The organism is Gracilibacillus pellucidus (assembly GCF_033949965.1).
Lineage (GTDB): Bacteria > Bacillota > Bacilli > Bacillales > Amphibacillaceae > Gracilibacillus > Gracilibacillus pellucidus.
This window is the reverse complement of record NZ_JAWZSR010000011.1, coordinates 54,675-77,243: the sequence shown is the minus strand read 5'-3', so window position 1 is coordinate 77,243 and position 22,569 is coordinate 54,675. Positions and strand designations below refer to the sequence as shown.

At 37.5% G+C, this 22,569-nt stretch carries 25 protein-coding genes, 1 rRNA gene and 2 other annotated features; all 26 genes read left to right on the top strand.

The window, feature by feature from the left end; genetic code table 11:
* The first annotated feature begins 28 nt into the window (after nucleotides 1-28).
* Nucleotides 29-145: ribosomal RNA gene (gene rrf, locus SH601_RS15660) — 5S ribosomal RNA — on the top strand.
* A gap of 85 nt (nucleotides 146-230) precedes the next feature.
* Nucleotides 231-1,403 (top strand): GNAT family N-acetyltransferase, encoded by a 1,173-nt coding sequence (locus tag SH601_RS15655; protein ID WP_319959273.1) that lies wholly within the window; start codon nucleotides 231-233, stop codon nucleotides 1,401-1,403.
* Between the two features lie 265 nt (nucleotides 1,404-1,668).
* Nucleotides 1,669-1,971 carry a hypothetical protein gene (locus SH601_RS15650; RefSeq protein ID WP_319959272.1) on the top strand — a complete coding sequence of 101 codons (303 nt, stop codon included), beginning with the start codon at nucleotides 1,669-1,671 and terminating at the stop codon, nucleotides 1,969-1,971.
* A gap of 140 nt (nucleotides 1,972-2,111) precedes the next feature.
* Nucleotides 2,112-2,576 carry a CtsR family transcriptional regulator gene (locus SH601_RS15645; RefSeq protein ID WP_319959271.1) on the top strand — a complete coding sequence of 155 codons (465 nt, stop codon included), beginning with the start codon at nucleotides 2,112-2,114 and terminating at the stop codon, nucleotides 2,574-2,576.
* An 11-nt stretch (nucleotides 2,577-2,587) separates the two neighbouring features.
* A complete protein-coding gene (mcsA, locus tag SH601_RS15640) occupies nucleotides 2,588-3,124 on the top strand; it encodes a protein-arginine kinase activator protein McsA (RefSeq protein ID WP_319959270.1) in 537 nt (178 codons plus the stop codon).
* A complete protein-coding gene (gene mcsB, locus SH601_RS15635; protein WP_319959269.1) occupies nucleotides 3,121-4,197 on the top strand; it encodes a protein-arginine kinase McsB in 1,077 nt (358 codons plus the stop codon). Before mcsA ends, mcsB begins: the two co-directional genes overlap by 4 nt.
* Nucleotide 4,198: 1 nt before the next feature.
* A complete protein-coding gene (gene clpC / locus SH601_RS15630) occupies nucleotides 4,199-6,628 on the top strand; it encodes an ATP-dependent protease ATP-binding subunit ClpC (protein WP_319959267.1) in 2,430 nt (809 codons plus the stop codon).
* 242 nt (nucleotides 6,629-6,870) lie between these two features.
* Nucleotides 6,871-8,241, top strand: a complete 1,371-nt coding sequence (gene radA / locus SH601_RS15625) for a DNA repair protein RadA (protein WP_319959266.1) — start codon at nucleotides 6,871-6,873, stop codon at nucleotides 8,239-8,241.
* 156 nt (nucleotides 8,242-8,397) lie between these two features.
* A complete protein-coding gene (locus SH601_RS15620; RefSeq protein WP_319959265.1) occupies nucleotides 8,398-9,501 on the top strand; it encodes a PIN/TRAM domain-containing protein in 1,104 nt (367 codons plus the stop codon).
* A 531-nt stretch (nucleotides 9,502-10,032) separates the two neighbouring features.
* Nucleotides 10,033-10,725, top strand: coding sequence for a 2-C-methyl-D-erythritol 4-phosphate cytidylyltransferase (gene ispD / locus SH601_RS15615; RefSeq protein WP_319959264.1), 693 nt, complete (start codon nucleotides 10,033-10,035; stop codon nucleotides 10,723-10,725).
* A gap of 2 nt (nucleotides 10,726-10,727) precedes the next feature.
* A complete protein-coding gene (gene ispF, locus SH601_RS15610; RefSeq protein ID WP_319959263.1) occupies nucleotides 10,728-11,204 on the top strand; it encodes a 2-C-methyl-D-erythritol 2,4-cyclodiphosphate synthase in 477 nt (158 codons plus the stop codon).
* Between the two features lie 83 nt (nucleotides 11,205-11,287).
* The gene (gene gltX / locus SH601_RS15605; RefSeq protein WP_319959262.1) at nucleotides 11,288-12,754 is read left to right on the top strand and encodes a glutamate--tRNA ligase; all 1,467 of its coding nucleotides are present in this window, start codon (nucleotides 11,288-11,290) and stop codon (nucleotides 12,752-12,754) included.
* A gap of 38 nt (nucleotides 12,755-12,792) precedes the next feature.
* Nucleotides 12,793-13,009, top strand: a binding site (T-box leader).
* Between the two features lie 209 nt (nucleotides 13,010-13,218).
* On the top strand, nucleotides 13,219-13,878 hold the full coding sequence (gene cysE / locus SH601_RS15600) for a serine O-acetyltransferase (protein WP_319959261.1): 660 nt from the start codon (nucleotides 13,219-13,221) through the stop codon (nucleotides 13,876-13,878).
* A complete protein-coding gene (gene cysS / locus SH601_RS15595) occupies nucleotides 13,868-15,268 on the top strand; it encodes a cysteine--tRNA ligase (RefSeq protein ID WP_319959260.1) in 1,401 nt (466 codons plus the stop codon). The genes cysE and cysS overlap by 11 nt, the downstream gene beginning before the upstream one ends.
* Complete coding sequence (locus SH601_RS15590) at nucleotides 15,268-15,672, top strand: Mini-ribonuclease 3 (RefSeq protein WP_319959259.1); 405 nt, start codon at nucleotides 15,268-15,270, stop codon at nucleotides 15,670-15,672. The genes cysS and SH601_RS15590 overlap by 1 nt, the downstream gene beginning before the upstream one ends.
* Nucleotides 15,673-15,674: 2 nt before the next feature.
* On the top strand, nucleotides 15,675-16,421 hold the full coding sequence (gene rlmB / locus SH601_RS15585) for a 23S rRNA (guanosine(2251)-2'-O)-methyltransferase RlmB (RefSeq protein ID WP_319959258.1): 747 nt from the start codon (nucleotides 15,675-15,677) through the stop codon (nucleotides 16,419-16,421).
* Nucleotides 16,421-16,930: an NYN domain-containing protein gene (locus SH601_RS15580; protein WP_319959257.1), complete on the top strand. Its 510-nt coding sequence runs from the start codon at nucleotides 16,421-16,423 to the stop codon at nucleotides 16,928-16,930. Before rlmB ends, SH601_RS15580 begins: the two co-directional genes overlap by 1 nt.
* Nucleotides 16,931-17,041: 111 nt before the next feature.
* Complete coding sequence (gene sigH, locus SH601_RS15575; protein ID WP_319959256.1) at nucleotides 17,042-17,686, top strand: RNA polymerase sporulation sigma factor SigH; 645 nt, start codon at nucleotides 17,042-17,044, stop codon at nucleotides 17,684-17,686.
* A gap of 79 nt (nucleotides 17,687-17,765) precedes the next feature.
* A complete protein-coding gene (rpmG, locus tag SH601_RS15570; protein WP_319959255.1) occupies nucleotides 17,766-17,912 on the top strand; it encodes a 50S ribosomal protein L33 in 147 nt (48 codons plus the stop codon).
* A 40-nt stretch (nucleotides 17,913-17,952) separates the two neighbouring features.
* On the top strand, nucleotides 17,953-18,132 hold the full coding sequence (gene secE / locus SH601_RS15565; RefSeq protein WP_319959254.1) for a preprotein translocase subunit SecE: 180 nt from the start codon (nucleotides 17,953-17,955) through the stop codon (nucleotides 18,130-18,132).
* Between the two features lie 140 nt (nucleotides 18,133-18,272).
* On the top strand, nucleotides 18,273-18,809 hold the full coding sequence (nusG, locus tag SH601_RS15560; RefSeq protein ID WP_319959253.1) for a transcription termination/antitermination protein NusG: 537 nt from the start codon (nucleotides 18,273-18,275) through the stop codon (nucleotides 18,807-18,809).
* A 165-nt stretch (nucleotides 18,810-18,974) separates the two neighbouring features.
* The gene (gene rplK, locus SH601_RS15555; RefSeq protein ID WP_319959252.1) at nucleotides 18,975-19,400 is read left to right on the top strand and encodes a 50S ribosomal protein L11; all 426 of its coding nucleotides are present in this window, start codon (nucleotides 18,975-18,977) and stop codon (nucleotides 19,398-19,400) included.
* 143 nt (nucleotides 19,401-19,543) lie between these two features.
* Nucleotides 19,544-20,239, top strand: a complete 696-nt coding sequence (gene rplA, locus SH601_RS15550; RefSeq protein ID WP_319959251.1) for a 50S ribosomal protein L1 — start codon at nucleotides 19,544-19,546, stop codon at nucleotides 20,237-20,239.
* Between the two features lie 63 nt (nucleotides 20,240-20,302).
* Nucleotides 20,303-20,457, top strand: a sequence feature (ribosomal protein L10 leader region).
* 35 nt (nucleotides 20,458-20,492) lie between these two features.
* Nucleotides 20,493-20,993 carry a 50S ribosomal protein L10 gene (gene rplJ / locus SH601_RS15545; protein ID WP_319959250.1) on the top strand — a complete coding sequence of 167 codons (501 nt, stop codon included), beginning with the start codon at nucleotides 20,493-20,495 and terminating at the stop codon, nucleotides 20,991-20,993.
* 61 nt (nucleotides 20,994-21,054) lie between these two features.
* Nucleotides 21,055-21,420, top strand: coding sequence for a 50S ribosomal protein L7/L12 (rplL, locus tag SH601_RS15540; protein WP_319959249.1), 366 nt, complete (start codon nucleotides 21,055-21,057; stop codon nucleotides 21,418-21,420).
* 187 nt (nucleotides 21,421-21,607) lie between these two features.
* Nucleotides 21,608-22,201: a class I SAM-dependent methyltransferase gene (locus tag SH601_RS15535; protein WP_413775138.1), complete on the top strand. Its 594-nt coding sequence runs from the start codon at nucleotides 21,608-21,610 to the stop codon at nucleotides 22,199-22,201.
* Nucleotides 22,202-22,569 lie beyond the last annotated feature (368 nt).

Sequence of the window (22,569 nt, the reverse complement as noted above, 5' to 3'; positions counted from 1 at the left end):
TTTAGGGTATATTCCTAACATCATATAGTCTGGTGGCGATAGCGGAGAGGTCACACCTGTTCCCATGCCGAACACAGTAGTTAAGCTCTCCAGCGCCCATGGTAGTTGGGGCTTACGCCCCTGCGAGAGTAGGACGTTGCCAGGCAAATAAAAACCTTCTTAGTTTTAGGACTAAGAAGGTTTTTTTATATGGTAAAATAGTAGAAATAAAATTAAAGGATGTGGTGAGATTGAAACATATAAAAAAATTGAATGAACAATACTATGAGGAGATACTGGGTTTATCCCAATTCGCTTTTCAGTATGTGTTGTCAGAAAATCAGTTGGGTCGAAAGAAAGAGCAATTGAATGATCAAACTATCTGGGGATGGATAGAAAATGATCAGTTAGCAGCAAAGGTTCACGTTTTAACATTAAGAGTACATATCTGCGGGCAAATAATGAAAATGGGAGGTATTGCTGATGTTGCCTCATGGCCAGAATACAGAAGAGGTGGTAAGATAAAGCAATTATTAAAACAAGCTCTAGTCGAAATGAGAAAAGAAGGACATCTGCTTTCCTACTTACATCCATTTTCTGTCCCGTTTTACCGTAAATATGGTTGGGAACTTGCTTTTGATAAAGTTGAAAGTGTTATTCCGATCCAATGTTTTAAGAAAGAATGGGGTGGAAAGGGTTACGCAAAAAGAATGAGTCAGAGTGACCAATTACTCTCTGTACTACGAAAGGTATATACAGACTACGTCACTCAGTTTATAGGTGCACTTGAGCGGGAATTAGATTGGTGGAATTATCGTATTGTAACTGATGATGATGTAATTGCTGTTGTATATAATGTGAATCATGAGGCGGAGGGGTACATAATATACAAAGTGAAGGATAATAAATTGACCGTGAAAGATATGGCATATAGTACGGTCAATGGTCAAATGTTGCTATTTGAGTTCCTTTATGGTCATGATTCAATGGCTAGTGAAGTGGTAGTAAGCTTACCTACAGGTGATGCTAGTAAATTGTTAGTTGATGAACCAAGGTTTGAGCAAAAGGTTAAACCATATTTTATGGCACGTATTGTAGATGTTCCGGCGTTTCTTCATCAATTTTCTTATAATCGATTAGATGATATTAGTCCTTTCACTATATCGATAGAGGATGACTTTCTATCAGAAAATACAGGAATATACCGGTTTTCAAATGAAGATAACGGATTCGTATATTCTACAGAAAAGAATACATTACCGAATATAACAATTAGTATTCAACGGTTAACACAAATTTTCCTAGGATATAGTCGTCCTATGGAATTATTTAATCTAGACCTTATAGCTGGTGATAGGCAAGCTGTAGAACAATTAGAGAAAGTGGTTCCGATTGGCCGGTCATATTTCCCTGATTTTTTCTAATATAGTAAGAAGAGGTTGTTATGTGGAATAATTTATTGAATCCATAATTTATCGAATCAATCACAAAATTAATCATCGCACTTGCTTTATCCGGTTTAATTGGTTTCGAAAGAGAAGTAGGCATTCAGCTGGCTTTCGTACACATATATTAGTGGGAGTCAGCTCGTGTCTGATGATTCTCTTGTGAATTAATGGTTTTCAATATTTTATTGAAATGTATGACCACGGGGCGGGTACTGGATTAGGATTTATTGTCGGGATTGGAATGTATAAAGAAGCAATTATGACTACCTTGATTATTTTGAGCAGCTTAGTAGTGTTGAATAAATTCAAAAAGAGATTGCATCGAGCTAATCATCACATTATTTTTGAAGTGAAACTCTCAAAGGAACATAACGCTTCTACTTTTATTGATCGCGTACAATATCCTATTGAGATTCGTGAATTTGATATTTCAAATGAAAACCCTGAAACAACGAAAATAAGAATGATATTGATGCAATCCATCAAAAGAAGCGTGATAATCTATTTGAGAGGTTGTTGGAATAGGAAGAAGTTAGGAAAATAAAGATTCGTTTTCGCCAGTTGTGTTTGAAGGATGGAGAGAAAGGTTATAATAAGGAAGACCAAATAGTTTTCAATCCTGTAAACATACAGTATAATAAAAATATAGTCAAATATAGTCAAAGTCAGATTGGAGGAGGGAAAATGCGGAACATTTCGGATATTATTGAAGAATATTTGAAACAAACGATGCATAGTAACAAGCACAAGATTATCGAAATAAAACGTAGTGAAATTGCTGATCGTTTCGAATGTGTGCCTTCTCAAATTAATTATGTCATCAATACACGTTTTACTTTGGAAAAAGGTTACTTAGTCGAAAGCAAACGTGGTGGTGGTGGCTATATTCGGATTAGTCGTATAACGAATGAAGATAAAGCACAGCTAATAGATGAAATTATTAACATGATTCAGCCAAAAATTTCACAGCAGAAGGCGATCAATATTTTGGAAAGACTTCTGGAAGAGGATCTTATTACTGAGCGTGAGGCTAAGCTTATGGTTAGTGCGATTGACCGTAACACACTCACATTTCAACTACCGATACGTGATGAGATTCGTGCCAGAATTTTATCAGCAATGCTTCATGCCTTGAAATATCAATTTTAGGAGGTGTCGGTATGGATTGTCAGGAATGTAAACAAAATCCGGCTACCGTTCATTTTACGCAAGTAATTAATGGCGAGAAGACAGAAGTTCGTGTTTGTCAGCAATGTGCGAAGGAAAAAGGCTATGTTCCACAAGATGATGATGTTTATTCCTTACATCATCTCTTATCAGGCTTATTTAATCCGAAAACTGCCGTACATCACCCATCGCCACAGACAGAAGAAGACTTAAAATGTCATCATTGTGGTATGACTTACCAACAATTTACTAAAATTGGTAAATTCGGATGTGCTTCCTGCTATGAAACATTCTCTGACCATTTAAATCCGCTGTTTCGTAAGGTGCACAGCGGGAATACGGTTCACGAGGGAAGAGCGCCAAAGCGGAGAGGTTCTGATGTATACAGTCGTAAGAAACTAAGAGATTTGAAGGTGAAATTGCAAGAGGCTATTGCAGATGAGGCATTTGAACATGCTGCAGAAATTCGCGATGAAATAAAACTGGTAGAGCAGGAGTTACATCACGATGAGGAGCGTGATGACACATGAGTTCAGAGCAATTTATGAATGAAGCTATTAGTCCTTGGCTAAAAGAGAATGGGCCAGATAGTGATATTGTTATGAGTACCCGAATCCGATTAGCTCGCAATTTTGAGCAATCTCCTTTTCCTTTAATTGCAGATGAGGAAACGCTAGAGGGTGTTCTTTACTTTATGGAAAAGGAATTTAGCCATCGTTCTTATTTACAATACAAAGATTTAGAGTTTGTCAGGATGTCTGAGTTAAATTCATTAGAAAAACAAGTGCTAGTGGAAAAACATTTAATTAGTCCGCACTTAGCAGATAAGTCAAGATATGGAGCAGCACTGATTTCTCAAAATGAACAAGTATCTATTATGGTTAATGAGGAGGATCATATTAGAGCGCAATTATATTTTCCTGGATTTCAATTAGAGGAAGCTTTAGATCAAGCTTTTCAAATAGATGATTGGCTAGAAGAGAAGATTAATTATGCCTTTAATGAAGATAGGGGATACTTAACCTGCTGTCCAACGAATGTAGGTACTGGTCTTCGTGCTTCTGTAATGATGCACCTACCTGCCCTTGCTTTAACGCGTAAAATTAACCGAATGATACCAGCTATTAATCAGCTAGGTTTAGTAGTACGAGGTATTTATGGTGAAGGTAGTGAGGCCTTGGGTAATATCTTCCAAATATCTAACCAAGTGACGTTAGGGCGAGCAGAAGAGGATATTATAGAGGATTTAAAAGGTGTTGTGGAAAAATTAATTGAACATGAACGATATGCGAGAAGGCTAATAATGGAGCAATCAGGTATTGAGCTGGAAGATCGAGTTTTTCGATCATATGGTATCTTACAACATAGTAGAATAATCGAATCGAAAGAAACAGCGAAATGTTTATCTGATGTACAGTTAGGTATTGATCTAGGATTTATTACGAACATTTCCAAATCTATTTTGAATGAGTTGGTTGTTTTAACGCAACCGGCATTTTTACAACAATATGCAAAAAAAACACTGACACCGAATGAACGCGATATATTTCGTGCATCCTTGATTCGGGAGCGTTTTTCATTGGAAGAGAAGGAGGAAGATTAATATGATGTTTGGACGTTTTACAGAAAGAGCCCAAAAAGTTTTAGCTTTATCCCAAGAAGAAGCGGTGCGTTTAGGTCACAACAATATCGGCACAGAACATATTTTATTAGGGCTGGTAAGTGAAGGTGAAGGAATTGCAGCCAAGGCGCTTAGTGCTATTGGTTTAGGTGCGGATAAGATTAGAGCAGAAGTCGAATCTCTTATTGGCAAGGGAAAAGAGGTATCTCAAACGATCCATTACACACCTAGAGCGAAAAAGGTGATTGAGCTATCTATGGATGAAGCGCGCAAATTAGGTCATTCCTATGTAGGAACAGAACACATTTTATTAGGACTTATTCGTGAGGGTGAGGGTGTAGCTGCACGTGTATTAAATAATCTAGGTGTGAGTCTTAATAAAGCTCGTCAGCAAGTATTACAGTTGTTAGGTAGTACAGAGTCCGGAAGTGCTCAGAATGGACGTAATGCACAAAATAGCAATAATGCAAGTACACCGACATTAGATTCGCTTGCTCGTGACTTAACCGCGATTGCGAAAGAAGGTAATATTGATCCAGTTATTGGTCGCGGTCAAGAGATTGAGCGTGTTATTCAAGTATTGAGTCGTCGTACGAAAAACAACCCAGTCTTAATTGGTGAACCTGGTGTAGGGAAAACAGCAGTAGCAGAAGGATTAGCACAACAAATTGTCAAAAATGAAGTGCCAGAAATTCTTCGAGATAAGCGAGTAATGACGCTTGATATGGGGACCGTAGTTGCGGGTACAAAATATCGTGGTGAATTCGAAGACCGTCTGAAGAAAGTGATGGAGGAAATTCGCCAAGCAAACAATGTTATTCTTTTCATTGATGAGTTACACACGTTAATTGGTGCTGGTGGTGCAGAAGGAGCTATTGATGCTTCGAATATTTTAAAACCATCATTAGCTCGAGGAGAGTTGCAATGTATCGGTGCGACAACACTAGAAGAGTACCGTAAATATATTGAAAAAGATGCAGCACTTGAACGTCGTTTCCAACCAATTCAAGTTGATGAGCCATCTGTTGAAGAATCTGTACAAATTTTGCAAGGCTTAAGAGACCGTTATGAAGCACATCACCGTGTGACGATCACAGATGATGCGATTGAAGCGGCGGCTAAACTATCTGATCGTTATATTACAGATCGTTTCTTACCAGATAAGGCGATTGATTTAATCGATGAAGCAGCATCTAAAGTACGTCTAAAATCTTATACAACACCACCTAATTTAAAAGAATTAGAGCAGCAATTGGAAGAAGTACGTAAAGAGAAAGACGCAGCAGTTCAAAGCCAAGAGTTCGAAAAAGCAGCAGCATTGCGTGACGATGAGCAAAAACTAAAACAAGAGCTAGAAACAACAGAGTCTAAGTGGAAAGAGAAGCAAGGTCAAGAGAATTCAGAAGTAACAATGGAAGACATCGCTAGTGTGGTATCGCTCTGGACGGGTGTACCTGTATCAGCCATAACGAAAGACGAAAGTGAGAAATTATTGAATATGGAAGATATTCTACACGATCGTTTAATTGGTCAAGACGAAGCGGTGAAGGCTGTCGCTAAAGCAATTCGTCGTGCAAGAGCAGGCTTAAAAGATCCGAAACGTCCAATAGGTTCCTTTATTTTCTTAGGGCCAACTGGTGTAGGTAAAACAGAGCTAGCTCGTGCATTAGCGGAATCAATGTTTGGTGATGAAGATTCTATGATCCGAATTGATATGTCTGAATACATGGAAAAACACGCAACATCGAGACTTGTCGGTTCACCTCCAGGATACGTTGGGTATGAAGAAGGCGGACAATTAACAGAGAAAGTTCGTAGAAAACCATATTCAGTTGTGTTATTAGATGAAGTAGAGAAAGCACACCCTGAAGTATTTAATATCTTGCTACAAGTATTAGAAGATGGACGTTTAACAGATTCTAAAGGGCGTACAGTTGACTTTAGAAACACAGTACTTATCATGACATCTAACGTTGGAGCAAGTGAATTAAGACGAAATAAATATGTTGGATTTAGTCTAAGTGAAGAAGAACAAAGCCATAAAGATATGCGTTCTAAAGTGACGGCTGAATTGAAGCGAGCATTCCGTCCAGAGTTCTTAAACCGTATTGATGAAACGATCGTATTCCATTCATTAGAGAAAAAACATATGAAACATATTGTAGAATTAATGGTGAAGGAATTACAAAAACGTTTAACAGAACAAGAAATAGACTTTGTGTTGTCTGATAAAGCAATTGATAAAATAGCTGATGAAGGATTCGACCCTGAGTATGGTGCTAGACCATTACGTAGATCTATTCAAAAGAATGTAGAAGACTTATTATCAGAAGAATTGCTAAAAGAAACTATTACAAAAGGTCAAAAAGTATTAATTGACTTAGATGAGGCAGGCAATTTCAAAGTGATGTAATCTGAAAAATCGGAGGGGGTATTCCTTCCGATTTTTCAGCATTTTCTTTTCAAAAACTGTTATAATAGAACTTCAGCAATATACTTCAACTTTTATTTTAATACCTGCGCCCGTTCTTCCAGATGTAACCCTAAGAAGCTTATCTCTTTTATACACTTTTTACATACATCTTTAACTAAATTGATAGATCTCTGTAACTTATAAGGGGATTTTTTCGTATATAATAAAAAGGAGCGATACTTTTGGCTAAACGAAAAACAAAATTTGTTTGTCAATCCTGTGGCTATGAATCGGCAAAATGGATGGGGAAATGCCCAGGATGTAATGAGTGGAATACGTTAGTAGAAGAAGTAGAATCAACAAAAGGACAAAGAGGTAATTGGGCAACAGGATCTGTTACAGCTCATAAACCTGAAATGATTACCCGTATTCAATCTAAAGAAGAACCGAGAGTAAAAACAAAAATGCAAGAATTGAACCGTGTCCTAGGTGGCGGTATTGTACAAGGATCCTTAGTTTTGATTGGCGGGGATCCGGGAATTGGAAAATCAACATTGTTATTGCAAGTCTCCAGTCAATTAGCGGAGCGAGATTTAGATGTGCTTTATATTTCTGGAGAAGAATCTACTAGACAGACAAAGCTTAGGGCAGATCGGTTAGATGTTTCATCAGATAGATTATATGTATTATCTGAAACGAACATGCTAGACATAGCTAATCAGATCGATCAATTAAAACCGGGATTTGTAGTAATTGATTCGATTCAAACTGTTTATAAAGAAGAAGTAACGAGTGCACCAGGAAGTGTCTCACAAGTACGAGAATGTACTAGTGAGTTGATGCGTATTGCTAAACAAAATCATATACCAATTTTTATTGTTGGGCATGTAACAAAAGAAGGATCTATTGCTGGTCCGAGGTTACTTGAGCATATGGTAGATGCTGTATTGTATTTTGAAGGGGAGCGACACCATACTTTCCGAATTTTACGTGGTGTGAAGAATCGATTCGGTAGTACGAACGAGATGGGTATATTTGAAATGAGAGAAGAGGGACTCGCAGAAGTGTTGAATCCATCTGAGATTTTCTTAGAGGAACGCTCACAGGGTGTAGCCGGATCAACAATCGTTGCATCTATGGAGGGGACGCGCCCGGTGTTAGTAGAGATTCAAGCATTAATTTCTCCTACTAGCTTCGGTAATCCGCGTCGTATGGCAACAGGAATTGATCATAATAGAGTACCGTTATTAATGGCAGTATTAGAAAAAAGGGTAGGGCTAATGTTACAAAATCAAGATGCTTACGTAAAGGTTGCTGGGGGTGTGAAATTAGACGAACCAGCTATTGATTTGGCAGTTGCCATTAGTATTGCGTCAAGTTTTCGAGATCGAACGCCACATACAGATGATGTGTTGGTTGGTGAGGTTGGACTTACTGGAGAGGTACGAAGAGTATCTAGAATTGAACAACGTGTACAAGAAGCGGCTAAATTAGGATTTAAACGAGCAATTATACCTACAAAAAACATGGATGGTTGGACCGCACCTACATCAATTGAATTGATTGGTGTTAATTCTGTACAAGAAGCAATTAAAGTAGCTTTAGGTGACTGAGGTATGAGGAAGGGTGCTTATGACTAGGCAAGGAAAAGCAATGTTCTCTCCGTTAGCTTTTCCTAAATGAGGTAATCTTCTATCATCAAAGCATATATCTTTATATGTTTAAAAAGATGGTAAGGTGGAGAGAATAAATTATAGGAGGTGACTGTGGTGCTAAAACGATTCGTGCAACTATTTTTCATTATTGCAGGTGGTACCGCTGGGTATTTATATATTCCAAGAGTATTGGAATTGATAGGGGCTCTTGAAAGTACATGGTTAGTATCTAATTATGTAGCGCCTTATGTAGGGTTAGTATTAGGAGCAATTATTTTATTTATTCTATCTATATGGATTTCTGATTATATTGTTCGTTTTTTCTCTTGGATAGAGGAGATGTTAATGAAGGCCCCTGTGTCAGATTTGTTATTTGGTAGTTTAGGTATCATTGTAGGTTTGATTATTGCTTACTTTTTAATTATCCCAATTCAAGCAATTGAGATACGAGTCGTTTCACAAGTTGTGCCGATTTTCTTAAGTGTTTTATTTGGGTATTTCGGTTTTCAAGTAGGTTTCAAGCGAAGAGATGATTTCTTGAATTTATTTACTTTGCCGAAAAAAGAAAAGAAAAAGTCACTAGCAACAGATGAAGTAAATCTAGAGTTACCAAAACCGAAAATATTAGATACTAGTGTCATTATAGATGGTCGTATTGCTGACATTTGTCAAACAAGCTTCTTAGAAGGAACGATCATTATTCCACAATTTGTTTTGGAAGAATTGCAGCATATCGCTGATTCCTCGGATGCGTTGAAACGTAATCGTGGTCGAAGAGGACTAGATATTTTAAATCGAATTCAAAATGATATACCAATTGCGGTAGAGATTTATGAAGGTGATTTTGAAGAAATTCAAGAGGTTGATAGTAAGCTAGTCAAGCTTGCAAAAGTAATGAATGGTATTGTTGTAACGAATGACTTTAACTTGAATAAAGTATGTGAGTTTCAAAAAGTACCTGTTTTGAATATTAATGATTTAGCAAATGCTGTTAAGCCAATTGTATTGCCAGGAGAAGAATTAGCAGTGCAAGTCATTAAAGATGGAAAAGAACAAAATCAAGGTGTTGCATACTTAGACGATGGTACGATGATAGTAGTAGAAGAAGGTAAAAACTATATCGGACAAAACATCGAGGTCGTTATCACCAGCGTATTACAAACATCTGCAGGACGAATGATTTTTGCCAAACCAAAATTGCTTGAAAAAGCACTGTAAAAAAGGTATAACATATAGAGGATAGACAAAAGTGATAACATGCATGTTATCACTTTTGTTAGTTTGTAAAAGGCTAATAAGATAGATATACCATAGTAGTTTGCGTCGATTCATGTTAGCTATTTGATAAAATGCACTCACTCATTCTGATGGATGGATAGTAGGTAACTTATCGCTACGTCAGAATACTCCGCTTTCACCCTCTGGGCACAAGCGCAACATCTATTCAAGCGCAGATCGCTTTCATAGTGTTTTCTATGCCATGGGCGTGGCTTCAACTAACTTTGCCAACAAAAACGTTTGGCAAAGTGGATTTTCTTCACAAAGTTAGCTGAAGCCGTACCCGCAGAAAGCGTAGTGTTTTGTCGGAGCTTATGCCAGCACTCATCATCAATAGAATGGGAGAAAATCTAGCCTCCAAGATACTCTCGCTTTTAGATTGCGTAAATGTATTATATATTGGGAAGTAGATGTCCTGTGGCGTTTTTTGAGTAATCATCAGGTTAGTTAATTAGAGATTGGGGTGGCCACATGATAGAATATAATGTGATCGTGTTAGCGGCAGGTCAGGGTAAACGTATGAATGCAGGAAAGAATAAACAGTTTATCGAATTGCTAGATGAACCTTTGATCATACATACATTAAAAAATTTTATTCAGGACAGTTGGTGCCAACATATTTATTTAGTCATCAATCCGAATGAAATAAAGCAGATGGAAGAGTTAATCGCTACATACTATTGGCAAGAACAAATTACGTTCGTTCATGGTGGTAGTGAAAGACAAGAGAGTGGTTATAAAGGTTTATTAGCAATAGATGAAGCGAAACAAGATATGGTTGTAATGATCCATGATGGAGCTAGACCATTTGTCAGCGAGACACAGTTACACGAACTAGCAAGGATAGCTAAAGAGAAACAGGCAGCACTTTTAGCAGTACCTGTGACAGATACAATTAAACGAAAAGCAAATGATAAGATAGAAACCCTCGACAGGTCTACTTTGTGGGCTGCTCAAACACCGCAAGCCTTTGATTATCATTTAATCAAAAAGGCACATGAAAAGGCTGTGGAAAGTGGGTATCTCGGAACGGATGATGTATCGCTTGTTGAGGCATTAGGCGAACAAATAGAAATTGTTCGCGGCACTTATCAAAATGTTAAATTGACAACTCCGGAAGATATTATGCAAGCCGAAATAATCTTAGAAAGACAGGAGGAATAAGAATGTTTCGAATTGGACAAGGTTTTGATGTACATCAATTAGTAGAGGGAAGACCTTGTATAATTGGTGGGATTGAGATACCGTATGAATATGGTTTGTTAGGACATTCTGATGCTGATGTGTTATTACACACCATTACAGATGCTTGTCTTGGTGCAGTTGGAGAAGGAGATATTGGTAAGCATTTTCCTGATACAGATCCTGCGTTTAAAGATGCAGATTCACAGAAACTGTTAGAAGAAGTGTGGAAAATAGTTGATCAAAAAGGTTATAAACTAGGTAATATTGATTGTACAGTAATTGCGCAAGCTCCAAAGCTTGCTCCATATGTTACGCCAATCAAGGAGAACATTGCTCAACTTTTGCATGCTGATAAAGAACAAGTAAATGTGAAAGCAACCACAACAGAAAAGTTAGGCTTTACTGGAAGAAAAGAAGGAATTGCAGCACAAGCGGTTGTCTTATTAATGAAGAAATAAATCGTAACATTTTGTCGAAAATAATGATAAAATAGACATAATGGGTAAATAGGCCGTTAAAACAATACTGGAGGGACAAAACAATGGGAAATGAAGTACGTGTACGTTATGCACCAAGTCCAACAGGGCATTTGCATATCGGAAATGCAAGAACAGCACTTTTTAACTATTTATATGCAAAACATTTAGGTGGATCTTTCATTATTCGTACCGAGGATACAGATGATAAGCGAAATGTGGAAGGCGGAGAAGAAAGTCAATTACACTTTTTGAAATGGCTTGGTTTAACTTGGGATGAAGGTGCAGATATCGGTGGTGAATACGGACCATATCGTCAAACGGAGCGTTTAGATATTTATCAAAAATATATCGATGAATTATTAGATCGTGGCTTAGCGTATAAATGCTATATGACAGAAGAAGAACTAGAAGCGGAACGTGAAGAGCAACGTGCTAATGGTCAAGTACCGAAATACTCTGGTGCGCATCGTGATTTAACAGAAGAGCAAATGCAGCAATTTGAAGCGGAAGGACGTCTACCTAGTATTCGTTTCCGAGTGCCAGATAATAAAACATATACATTCAATGATATTGTACGTGGCAATATTTCATTTGAATCTAGTGACTTCGGTGATTGGGTAATGGTGAAGAAAAATGGTATTCCAACATATAACTTTGCTGTAGCAATCGATGATTATCACATGAAGATTAGCCATGTATTACGTGGAGAAGAGCATATTTCAAATACTCCAAAACAAATGATGGTGTTTGAAGCATTTGGTTGGGAAGCTCCACAGTATGGTCACATGACATTAATCTTAAATGAAAATCGTAAAAAATTAAGTAAACGTGATGAGCATATCTTACAATTTATTGAGCAATATAAAAACCTTGGCTATGTACCAGAAGCATTGTTTAACTTTATCGCATTGCTAGGTTGGTCACCAGTTGGCGAAGAAGAATTGTTTACACATGATGAGTTCATTAAGATTTTTGATGCAGAGCGCTTGTCTACATCACCGGCGATCTTTGATCCTGCTAAGTTAAAATGGATGAACAACCAATACATTAAACAAGCATCTCTAGACAAAGTAGTGGAATTAAGCTTGCCACATTTAATTGAGGCTGGTAAAGTTTCAGAAGAGATGAACGATGAACAAAAAGCTTGGGTAGAAAGCCTTATTAGCTTATACCATGAGCAATTATCCTATGGTGCGGAAATTGTGGAATTAACAGAGTTATTCTTCAAGACAGATATTAATTATAGTGAAGAGGCCATGGCTGTGTTAAAAGAAGAACAAGTGCCAGAAGTATTAGAAGGCTTCCTAGAGCAATTTAATGCTATAGAAGAATTGTCTCCAGAGGCCATTAAGGCTAGTATTAAGGCAACACAAAAAGCAACGCAACAAAAAGGTAAAAAATTATTTATGCCAATTCGTGTGGCAACAACTGGTGAGGTGCACGGTCCAGAGCTACCGAATGCCATTCACCTTTTAGGTAAAGAGGTTATTACGTCTAGATTAGAAAAAGTACTTGAGCTAATCAAATAAGTAGCAAATTTTTAAATTTGCACTATAATAATTAATAATACTGTACGTTGATGAGAAGAAGTAAAAGAAATGTTGTTTTTACAGAGAAGACCATCATAGGCTGAGAATGGTTAACGCACGTTTCTTTGAAATGCATCTCAGAGTTTCTTCTTGAAAGAAAGTAGGGAAGAACGGTTTACCACCGTTATCGGTCCAAAGTTGAGGGGTACGTTTATCCCTAAACAGAGTGGAACCGCGCAAAAAAGCGTCTCTGAGTTATAAAACCAGAGACGTTTTTTTATATCCAGTTTTTGTGGTCTGCAGGCGAAATGACATGATCAATAAGAATGGGGTGAGAGAATTCAACAATCACCTGATTTGAAAGGCAATGTATGTAAACTGTTAGACTACGAAGGTTGAATGCAGTATGGTAATCCAATCATTTTATAGATAGCTCGTACAAACAATAGGGGGGAAGAGGATCCGTGGGTTTTTTTAAGTTACTGAAAGAAGACATTGATGTTGTTTTTGATCAAGACCCAGCAGCACGAACCTATTTTGAAGTTTGTTTAACTTATTCTGGTTTACACGCGATTTGGTCACATCGCGTTGCACACGCTTTTTACCGAAAGAAATTTTTCTTTTTCGCTAGAGCAATCTCACAAATTAGCCGATTTTTCACAGGAATCGAAATTCATCCAGGTGCCAAAATCGGTCGACGCTTCTTTATTGACCATGGGATGGGGGTTGTCATTGGAGAAACGTGCGAGATAGGTGATAATGTTACGATATATCAAGGAGTTACATTGGGTGGAACAGGTAAAGAAAAGGGTAAGCGACATCCAACGATAAAAGATAATGTACTAGTTGCTACCGGAGCAAAAGTGTTAGGTTCCATCACAATTGGAGAAAGTTCTAAGATTGGTGCGGGTTCCGTAGTGCTTAAAGATGTTCCCGGTCATTCAACCGTTGTCGGAATACCAGGAAGAATAGTTGTCCAAAATGGAGAAAAAGTACGTACAGATTTAGATCACCATAAATTGCCGGATCCGATGAGTGAAGTCATCAAAGAAATGAGAAGTGAGATTCAACAATTAAAACAAGAACTTGAAACGATAAAAGGAGAGAATTATCATGACCATTAAATTATATAATACAGTGACACGTAAGAAAGAGGAGTTTCAGCCGTTAGAGCCTAACCGTGTTAAGATGTATGTGTGTGGTCCGACTGTTTATAATTATATTCATATTGGTAATGCACGTCCTGCTATTGTTTTTGATACAGTAAGAAGATACTTTGAGTATAAAGGCTATGGTGTAGACTATGTACTTAATTTTACCGACGTAGATGATAAATTGATAAAGGCTGCCAATGAATTAGGAGAAGAAGTACCGAAAATAGCGGATCGTTTTATTAAAGCATATAAAGAAGATGTTGGTGCTTTAGGTGTAAAGGAAGCAAGCCATCATCCTCGTGTAACAGAAACAATGGATGATATTATTAATTTCATTGAGGTATTAGTTAACAAAGGGCACGCATATGAGTCAGATGGTGATGTATACTTTAAAACAAGATCATTCGATAATTATGGGAAATTGTCACATCAATCAATTGATGACCTAAGATCTGGTGCACGCATTCAAGTAGAAGAGAAGAAAGAAGATCCGTTAGATTTTGCTTTGTGGAAAAATGCTAAAGACGGAGAAATTTCTTGGCAATCGCCTTGGGGAGAAGGGCGCCCAGGTTGGCACATCGAATGCTCTGCCATGGTGAAAAAATATTTAGGTGATACGATTGATATCCATGCAGGTGGGCAAGACTTAGCCTTCCCACATCACGAAAATGAAATTGCACAATCAGAAGCTTGCACGGGCAAGACAATGGCTAATTACTGGATGCATAATGGATACATTAATATTGATAATGAAAAAATGTCGAAATCACTTGGTAATTTTGTCTTAACACATGACTTAATCGAACAACATGACCCAAAAGTGCTGCGATTCTTTATGTTAAGTGTTCATTATCGTAACCCTATTAACTTTAATGATGAGCTATTAGCAAGTGCTAAAAATAGTTATGAGCGTATAGAAAATGCCTTAACTAATCTAGAGCACCGCAGGTCGACAAGTTTAAATTTAGTTGATAATAACCAAGAATGGTTAGACAAAATTGCGACATTGAAAGAACAATTTGAAAAAGAAATGGATGATGACTTTAACACAGCGAACGCCATTGCAGTCATATTTGACTTAGTAAAAGAAGCAAACCTATATTTGAATGCTGATCAAACACATGAAGAGGTCATTGACGCATTTATTGATACATTCACAACATGGTTTGACATTCTAGGAATACCGCAGACAGAGGAAGATTCGTTACTGGATGAGGAAATCGAGGCATTGATAGAACAACGAATTAATGCTAGAAAGAATAAAGATTTCCAAATGGCTGATAAAATTAGAGATGATTTAAAAGAGCGTAACATTATCCTTGAGGATACACCGCAGGGAACAAGATGGAAGCGAGGATAATGATGAGACATGAGCAACCTAGAGAATTAAAGAGTCTTGCACTTGCGTATATGGGTGATGCGATTTACGAAAAATACGTAAGAGAATATTTGATTAGTAAAGGGACAGTAAAGGTGCAACAATTGCACAAGCATGCAGTTAGCTTTGTTAAAGCAACAGCACAGGCTAACGTTGTGCATAAATGGATCGATTCAAATGTGCTTACGGCAGAAGAGTTATCTGTAGTGAAAAGGGGCCGGAATGCTAAATCTGGCTCCGTACCTAAAAACACAAGTGTACAAGCATATCGATATAGTACAGCTTTTGAGGCGCTTGTAGGTTTTTTATATTTGGATCAGCAACACGACCGGTTAGACGAGCTTATTAAACAAGCTATCGAGATTACAGAGAAAGGAGACGAATGAATATGAGTGGAGAATGGATTATTGGAAAGAACACCGTAATGGAGGCACTAGAATCGGAGCGTTCCATTCAAAAATTATATATAGTAGAAAATTTAAATGCATCTTTGGCAAAAAAACTACAAGGCTTAGCTAAAGCAAAAAATGCTCCAGTACAAAAAGTACCTAAGAAGAAGTTAGATCAGCTAGTTGAGGGAAATCATCAAGGTATTGCAGCGATGGTTGCTGCTTATGATTATGCATCAATAGATGATTTGTTTGATGTGGCTGAAAAACGTGGAGAATCTCCATTCTTTTTAATTTTAGATGAGATAGAGGATCCACATAACTTAGGGTCTATTTTACGTAGCGCCGACGCAACCGGTGCTCACGGTATCATCATTCCGAAGCGTAGATCAGTAGGGCTTACGACGACCGTTGCTAAGACATCAGTTGGAGCGATCGAGCATATTCCTGTAGTTAGGGTGACGAATATTGTTCAGACAATTGAAGAGCTAAAATCTCGTAATGTATGGGTAGTAGGCACAGAAGCGGAGGCAACAGAAGACTATCGTGAGTTAGATGGTCAGTTACCTATAGCGCTTGTTATTGGTAACGAAGGGAAAGGAATTAGTCGCTTAGTTAAACAGAAATGTGACTGGACGGTTCGATTACCGATGGTAGGGTCTGTTTCATCTTTGAACGCATCTGTTGCAGCAAGTGTCCTTATGTATGAAGTGTTAAGAAAACGAGACAAACACGGTGAGTCCTAATGGATGTGCTTTTAGTAGATGGATACAACATGATTGGTGCCTGGGAAGAGTTAAAGACTCTAAAGGATACTGATTTAGATCAAGCTAGATTATTATTAATCGACAAAATGGCAGAGTATCAGGCATATCGTAAGCGAAAGGTTATCATTGTTTTTGATGCTTATGAAGTAAGAGGCTTAGAGAATCGACAAGAAGCGTACAAAGTAGAGGTCATTTTTACAAAAGAAAATGAAACAGCTGATCAATGCATCGAACGACTTGTGAAAGAATTTAAGAATGTCCGGACAAAGGTTTTTGTGGCGACGTCTGACTATACAGAGCAACGTACGATCTTCGCCCAGGGAGCCTTCCGGATCTCTGCTAGAGAGCTTGATATTGAACTGAGAAATATTCAAAATGAAATTGAGCTAGATATTAAAGAACATAAGCAAAACAAAATAAAAAGCAAAATTCCGTTAGATGATGGTGTGTTACAATTATTCGAGAAATGGCGCAGAGGTAACAAATAATTTACAAAGAGAGCGGTTGACGTATTTAAAGCGCTTCCTGTATAATATTGCTAATGTAGTCTGCAATACCTATTTTTTGGCGTTAAGCCGGGAGGAGTCCCAATAACCATCATGCGAGTAGAAAATAAAGATACTGACTTTCAGCATTTAGGCGATAGTGAATTGGTGTCATTAGTGCAGGCGGGAGACACTCAAGCGCTCGAATTCTTAATTCATCGATATAAAGCGTTCGTTCGAGCGAAAGCCAAAACGTATTTTCTAGTAGGAGCCGATCATGAGGATATTGCGCAAGAGGGAATGATTGGACTTTATAAAGCAATTCGTGATTTTCAAGAGGACAAGCTTTCTTCCTTTAAAGCTTTTGCGGAATTGTGTATTACCAGACAAATTATTACTGCGATTAAAACAGCAACAAGGCAAAAACATATGCCATTAAATTCGTACATATCATTGGATAAACCTATCTATAATGATGATTCCGAGCGAACATTGATAGATGTTTTAGAAGCAACTATTGCGATGGATCCTCAAGAATTACTCATAAACAGAGAGCGGCATGGTGATATGGAAACTAAATTATCTGAATTGCTCAGCAAATTAGAACGGGAAGTGTTGCTGCTCTATCTTGAAGGAAAAACCTATCAAGAGATTTCAGCAGAATTAAACCGTCATGCCAAATCTATTGATAACGCATTACAACGTGTGAAGAAAAAGCTCGAGAAATATTTGGAGGAAAGCGGTATAAGCATTTCATGAAATTGTACGAGCGTTGACAGTTAACTTTAACCATGCTACATTATAATAGTTGTAATAACCCATATAAGAGGTGGAAATAATGGGTAAAAAAATAGCACTTGCGTGCGAGGTTTGTCATAGTAGAAATTATAGAACGGAAAAGAATCCATCGATCTCTGACCGAATTGAAATAAAGAAATTTTGTAAGAGATGCAATCGACATACCATACATCGCGAAACAAAGTAGACTTTGACGGTAGTTAGTAGACAGTTTGGAGGTACCTTCTGTGAAACCAGTTACTTTTTTAAAGAATGTCAGCCGGGAAATGAAGAAAGTATCATGGCCTAGAGGTCGTGAATTAACTCGTTATACCATTATAGTAGTGGCTACTGTAGCTTTTGTAGCAATCTTTTTTACACTTATTGACTTAGGAATTACACAACTTCTTAATTGGTTATTTGAATAATTCACTATTATATATGTTATACTGTAATTAAATATGAATGAAAAGAACCCGTTTGGCGGGTTTTTTAATTGCAAAGAAATCGCCGACTTATAGAAAAGTTAAAACAAGGGAGGGAAGGGCGAGCGAAGGCCCTCAATATTATGGAAAAAAGATGGTATGTCGTGCATACTTACTCTGGTTATGAAAATAAAGTAAAAACAAATTTAGAAAAACGTCTAGAATCTATGGGGATGGAGGATAAGATTTTCCGTGTGTTAGTTCCAGAAGATGAAGAGACAGAAATTAAAAATGGTAAAAAGAAAGTAGCGAAAAAGAAAGTATTCCCAGGTTATGTATTAGCTGAGATGGTCATGACGGATGATTCATGGTATGTCGTGCGTAATACGCCAGGTGTTACAGGTTTTGTCGGTTCCGCTGGATCGGGTTCAAAACCAACACCACTACTCGAAGAAGAAGTAGAAGTTATTTTGAAAAGAATGGGATATGAAGAGGCTGTTACAGAAATAGACCTTGAAGTCAATGAAGCAGTAGAAGTAACAGAGGGGCCGTTTGATGGATTCTCAGGTACTATTGAAGCAATAGATTTAGAAAAACAAAAAGTGAAAGTTCATGTTAATATGTTTGGTAGAGAAACACCAGTTGAACTGGACTTTACGCAAGTTAAAAAATTATCATAAAGATTTCATCGTATAAATGTGGTAAAATCACTTGCATTTTTGTTGATAAAATGCTAAGATTTTAATGTTCTTTATGCCCCGAGTATAAGGTTATTTTTTCATATGTAATCGAGTGGGAGGGCAAAAGCCCTATTACCACATCACGGACTTAAGGAGGTGTGTCTCGTGGCTAAAAAAGTAGATTCAATTGTAAAACTTCAAATTCCAGCCGGAAAAGCGAATCCAGCACCACCAGTTGGTCCTGCATTAGGTCAAGCAGGTATTAACATCATGGGATTTTGTAAAGAGTTTAACGCTAAAACACAAGATCAAGCTGGCATGATTATTCCAGTAGAAATTACGGTATATGAAGACCGTTCATTTACATTCATTACCAAAACTCCACCAGCAGCTGTGTTGCTTAAAAAAGCAGCTGGTATTGAATCTGGGTCAGGTGAACCAAATCGTAACAAAGTGGCAACACTTAAACGCGACAAGGTAAAAGAAATTGCCGAAACAAAAATGCCAGATTTAAATGCTGCTGATGTTGAAGCTGCAATGCGTATGGTCGAAGGTACAGCGCGCAGCATGGGTATTGTTATCGAAGACTAATCTCACAGCGTTGTAGAGTAATGGAAGGTTGCGGTAGTGGAGGATTTTGTTCATCACCCGCAACCTTTAACTTTGACAAATCTATTTACGTTTTAAAAAAGTGGGAGGTATAACCGCTAAAACCACAAAGGAGGAATTTTAAAATGGCAAAGAAAACAAAAAAACAACAAGAAGCTTTAAAACTTGTTGATCGAACTAAATTGTATGATGCGAAAGAAGCTTTAGAATTAGTACAAAAAGCTTCAACAGCAAGCTTTGATGAAACAGTTGAGGCTGCATTCCGTTTAGGAGTAGATCCTAAGAAAGCAGATCAACAAATTCGTGGAGCAATGGTGCTACCACATGGTACAGGTAAATCACAATCAGTACTTGTATTTGCTAAAGGGGATAAAGCGAAGGAAGCAGAAGCTGCTGGAGCTGACTATGTAGGAGATCAAGAATTAATCAACAAAATCAACCAAGGTTGGTTTGAATTTGATGTAGTTGTAGCAACTCCAGACATGATGGCTGAAGTTGGTAAACTTGGTCGTGTATTAGGTCCAAAAGGTCTAATGCCAAACCCTAAAACAGGAACAGTTACTTTTGAAGTAGAAAAAGCTGTTAATGAAATCAAAGCAGGTAAAGTAGAATACCGTGTAGATAAACAATCAAACATTCATGTGCCGATTGGTAAAGTATCATTTGAACTTGATAAGCTTGTTGAAAACTTCAACGCAGTTGCAGAAACAATTGCAAAAGCTAAGCCTCAAGCAGCTAAAGGTACGTATATGCGTAACGTAGCAGTTTCATCTACTATGGGACCAGGTGTTAAAGTAGATTCATCTGTATACACTAAATAATTCTCTTGACTTTTACTTTAAAGTTTAATATAATCTTCAAGGGTCAAGTTGACTTTTTAAATATTAATTAAATACATTATACCGTAGACAGTAGGTGCGAAAGCTTAATTTCCTACCGAGGTGTGTCTGATATAATGAACAGAGATCTTTTTAGGATTTGCTGTTTACAGTCATAAACCTCCATGTCTGCTTAGATATGGAGGTTTTCGTTTTGTGCGAACGGTATAATGATCGCGTTCTAGGAGGTGTAATCATGTCAAATGTAATCGAGCAAAAGAAACAAGTCGTTTCTGAAATCGCGGATAAACTTCGTGAATGCCAATCAACGATTCTTGTAGACTACCGAGGTCTTGATGTTGCAGAAGTTACAGAATTGCGTTCACAATTACGTGAAGCGGGCGTGGAGTTCAAAGTGTACAAAAACACAATGACTCGTCGTGCGGTTGAAGAAGCTGAACTTACTGATTTAAATGATGTATTAGTAGGACCAACAGCTATTGCATTCAGTAAAGATGATGTTGTGGCTCCGGCGAAAGTATTAAATAACTTTGCTAAAGAGCACGAAGCGTTAGAAATCAAAGGTGGCGTGGTTGAAGGATCAGTGGCAACTCTTGAGCAAATTCAAGAACTTGCAAACCTTCCAAACTACGAAGGTATGGTTTCTATGTTACTCAGCGTACTACAAGCACCAGTACGAAACTTTGCATATGCTACAAAAGCAATTGCAGAGCAAAAAGAAGAGCAAGGTGCGTAAGTTTTTATTGCAAAACAAATTATGTTCGTAAAATAATATAAAAAATTAGGAGGAATTGAACATGTCTAAAGAGCAAATTATCGAAGCAATCAAAGAAATGTCTGTTCTTGATTTAAACGACTTAGTAAAAGCAATTGAAGAAGAATTTGGAGTAACTGCAGCAGCTCCTGTAGCAGTAGCAGGTGCAGCAGCAGGTGGAGAAGCAGAAGCTGAACAAACTGAATTTGATGTAGTACTTGAAAGTGCTGGATCTTCTAAAATCAAAGTGGTTAAAGCTGTACGTGAAATCACTGGTCTTGGACTTAAAGATGCTAAAGACCTTGTAGATAATGCACCTGGAGCAGTTAAAGAGGGCATTAGCAAAGAAGAAGCAGAAGAAATGAAAGCTAAGCTTGAAGAAGCTGGAGCATCTATCGAATTAAAATAAGCATTACGCTAAAAAGAAAGCTCGCTATGGATAATGGCGAGCTTTCTTTGCGGATAAAAAGAGAGAAACAGAACAAAGCAACTCGTGTTGGGTTGCTTTGTTCTTTCTTAATCTGGTAAAGGAGTGTTTCTTGCTTGCTTCTTAGTCCTTTGCCTGTTTAGAATGAAAAAAGAAGGAAGGTGTGTTGATGGATCAGTATTTCTCGCAATCTCCAGATGTTGAAAGTAATCCACAAACGTGGGTGTATGAATTACGAGGTAGAAAATTTACGTTTACAACAGATAACGGAGTGTTTTCTAAGAGTGAAGTTGACTTCGGTTCGCGTGTATTAATCGAAGCATTTGATATGCCAGATATAAAAGGTCCTATTCTTGATATAGGTTGTGGATATGGTCCGATCAGTCTCTCTTTAGCAGCGGCATATCCTGAAAGAAGTGTTGTTGGAGTGGATGTGAATGGGAGAGCATTGGAATTGGCTAAAAAAAATGCTGAACAAAACAGCGTAAAGAATGTGTCGTTTAAAGAAAGTGATATCTTAGCTAAGATAACGGACCAAAGATTCGCAGCAATTTTGACAAATCCGCCGATTAGAGCTGGTAAACAGGTTGTTCACCAAATGTTTGAAGAAGCAAAAGAAGCGTTGATGCCCAACGGGGAGTTGTGGGTGGTTATCCAAAAGAAACAAGGAGCACCTTCAGCGAAAAAGAAGCTAGCTGAATTATTTGCTGAAGTAGAGGTTGTAACGAAAGCGAAAGGTTATTTTATTTTCTGTGCAAAATAGTTTGACTCTGTTAAATGATTGTGGTAGTATTAAAAAATGCCAATAGAACGGAAGGTTTGTCAAGTGAAAATGTTAGGAAATGTATATTTTTTTGCGATATAGGCAAAACTATTTAACATGATGACTTTTTACACCTTGGCATATTTTTTTGTTACTATCATCGGCTATTAGCTAATAGAGATTATCTACGTAACCTTTTATGAATCCTTTTTATTATTTCCACAGTACTACTATTAGTAAATGAATAACATTTGCACATGCAGATGTCTATATAGAACTTGTGCATGCTTTGCTTACAAGTTTGTTCGGTTCTTTAACCGAACGAGTGTTTAACACTTACTAAATTTATACGATCTATAGAAAAATGT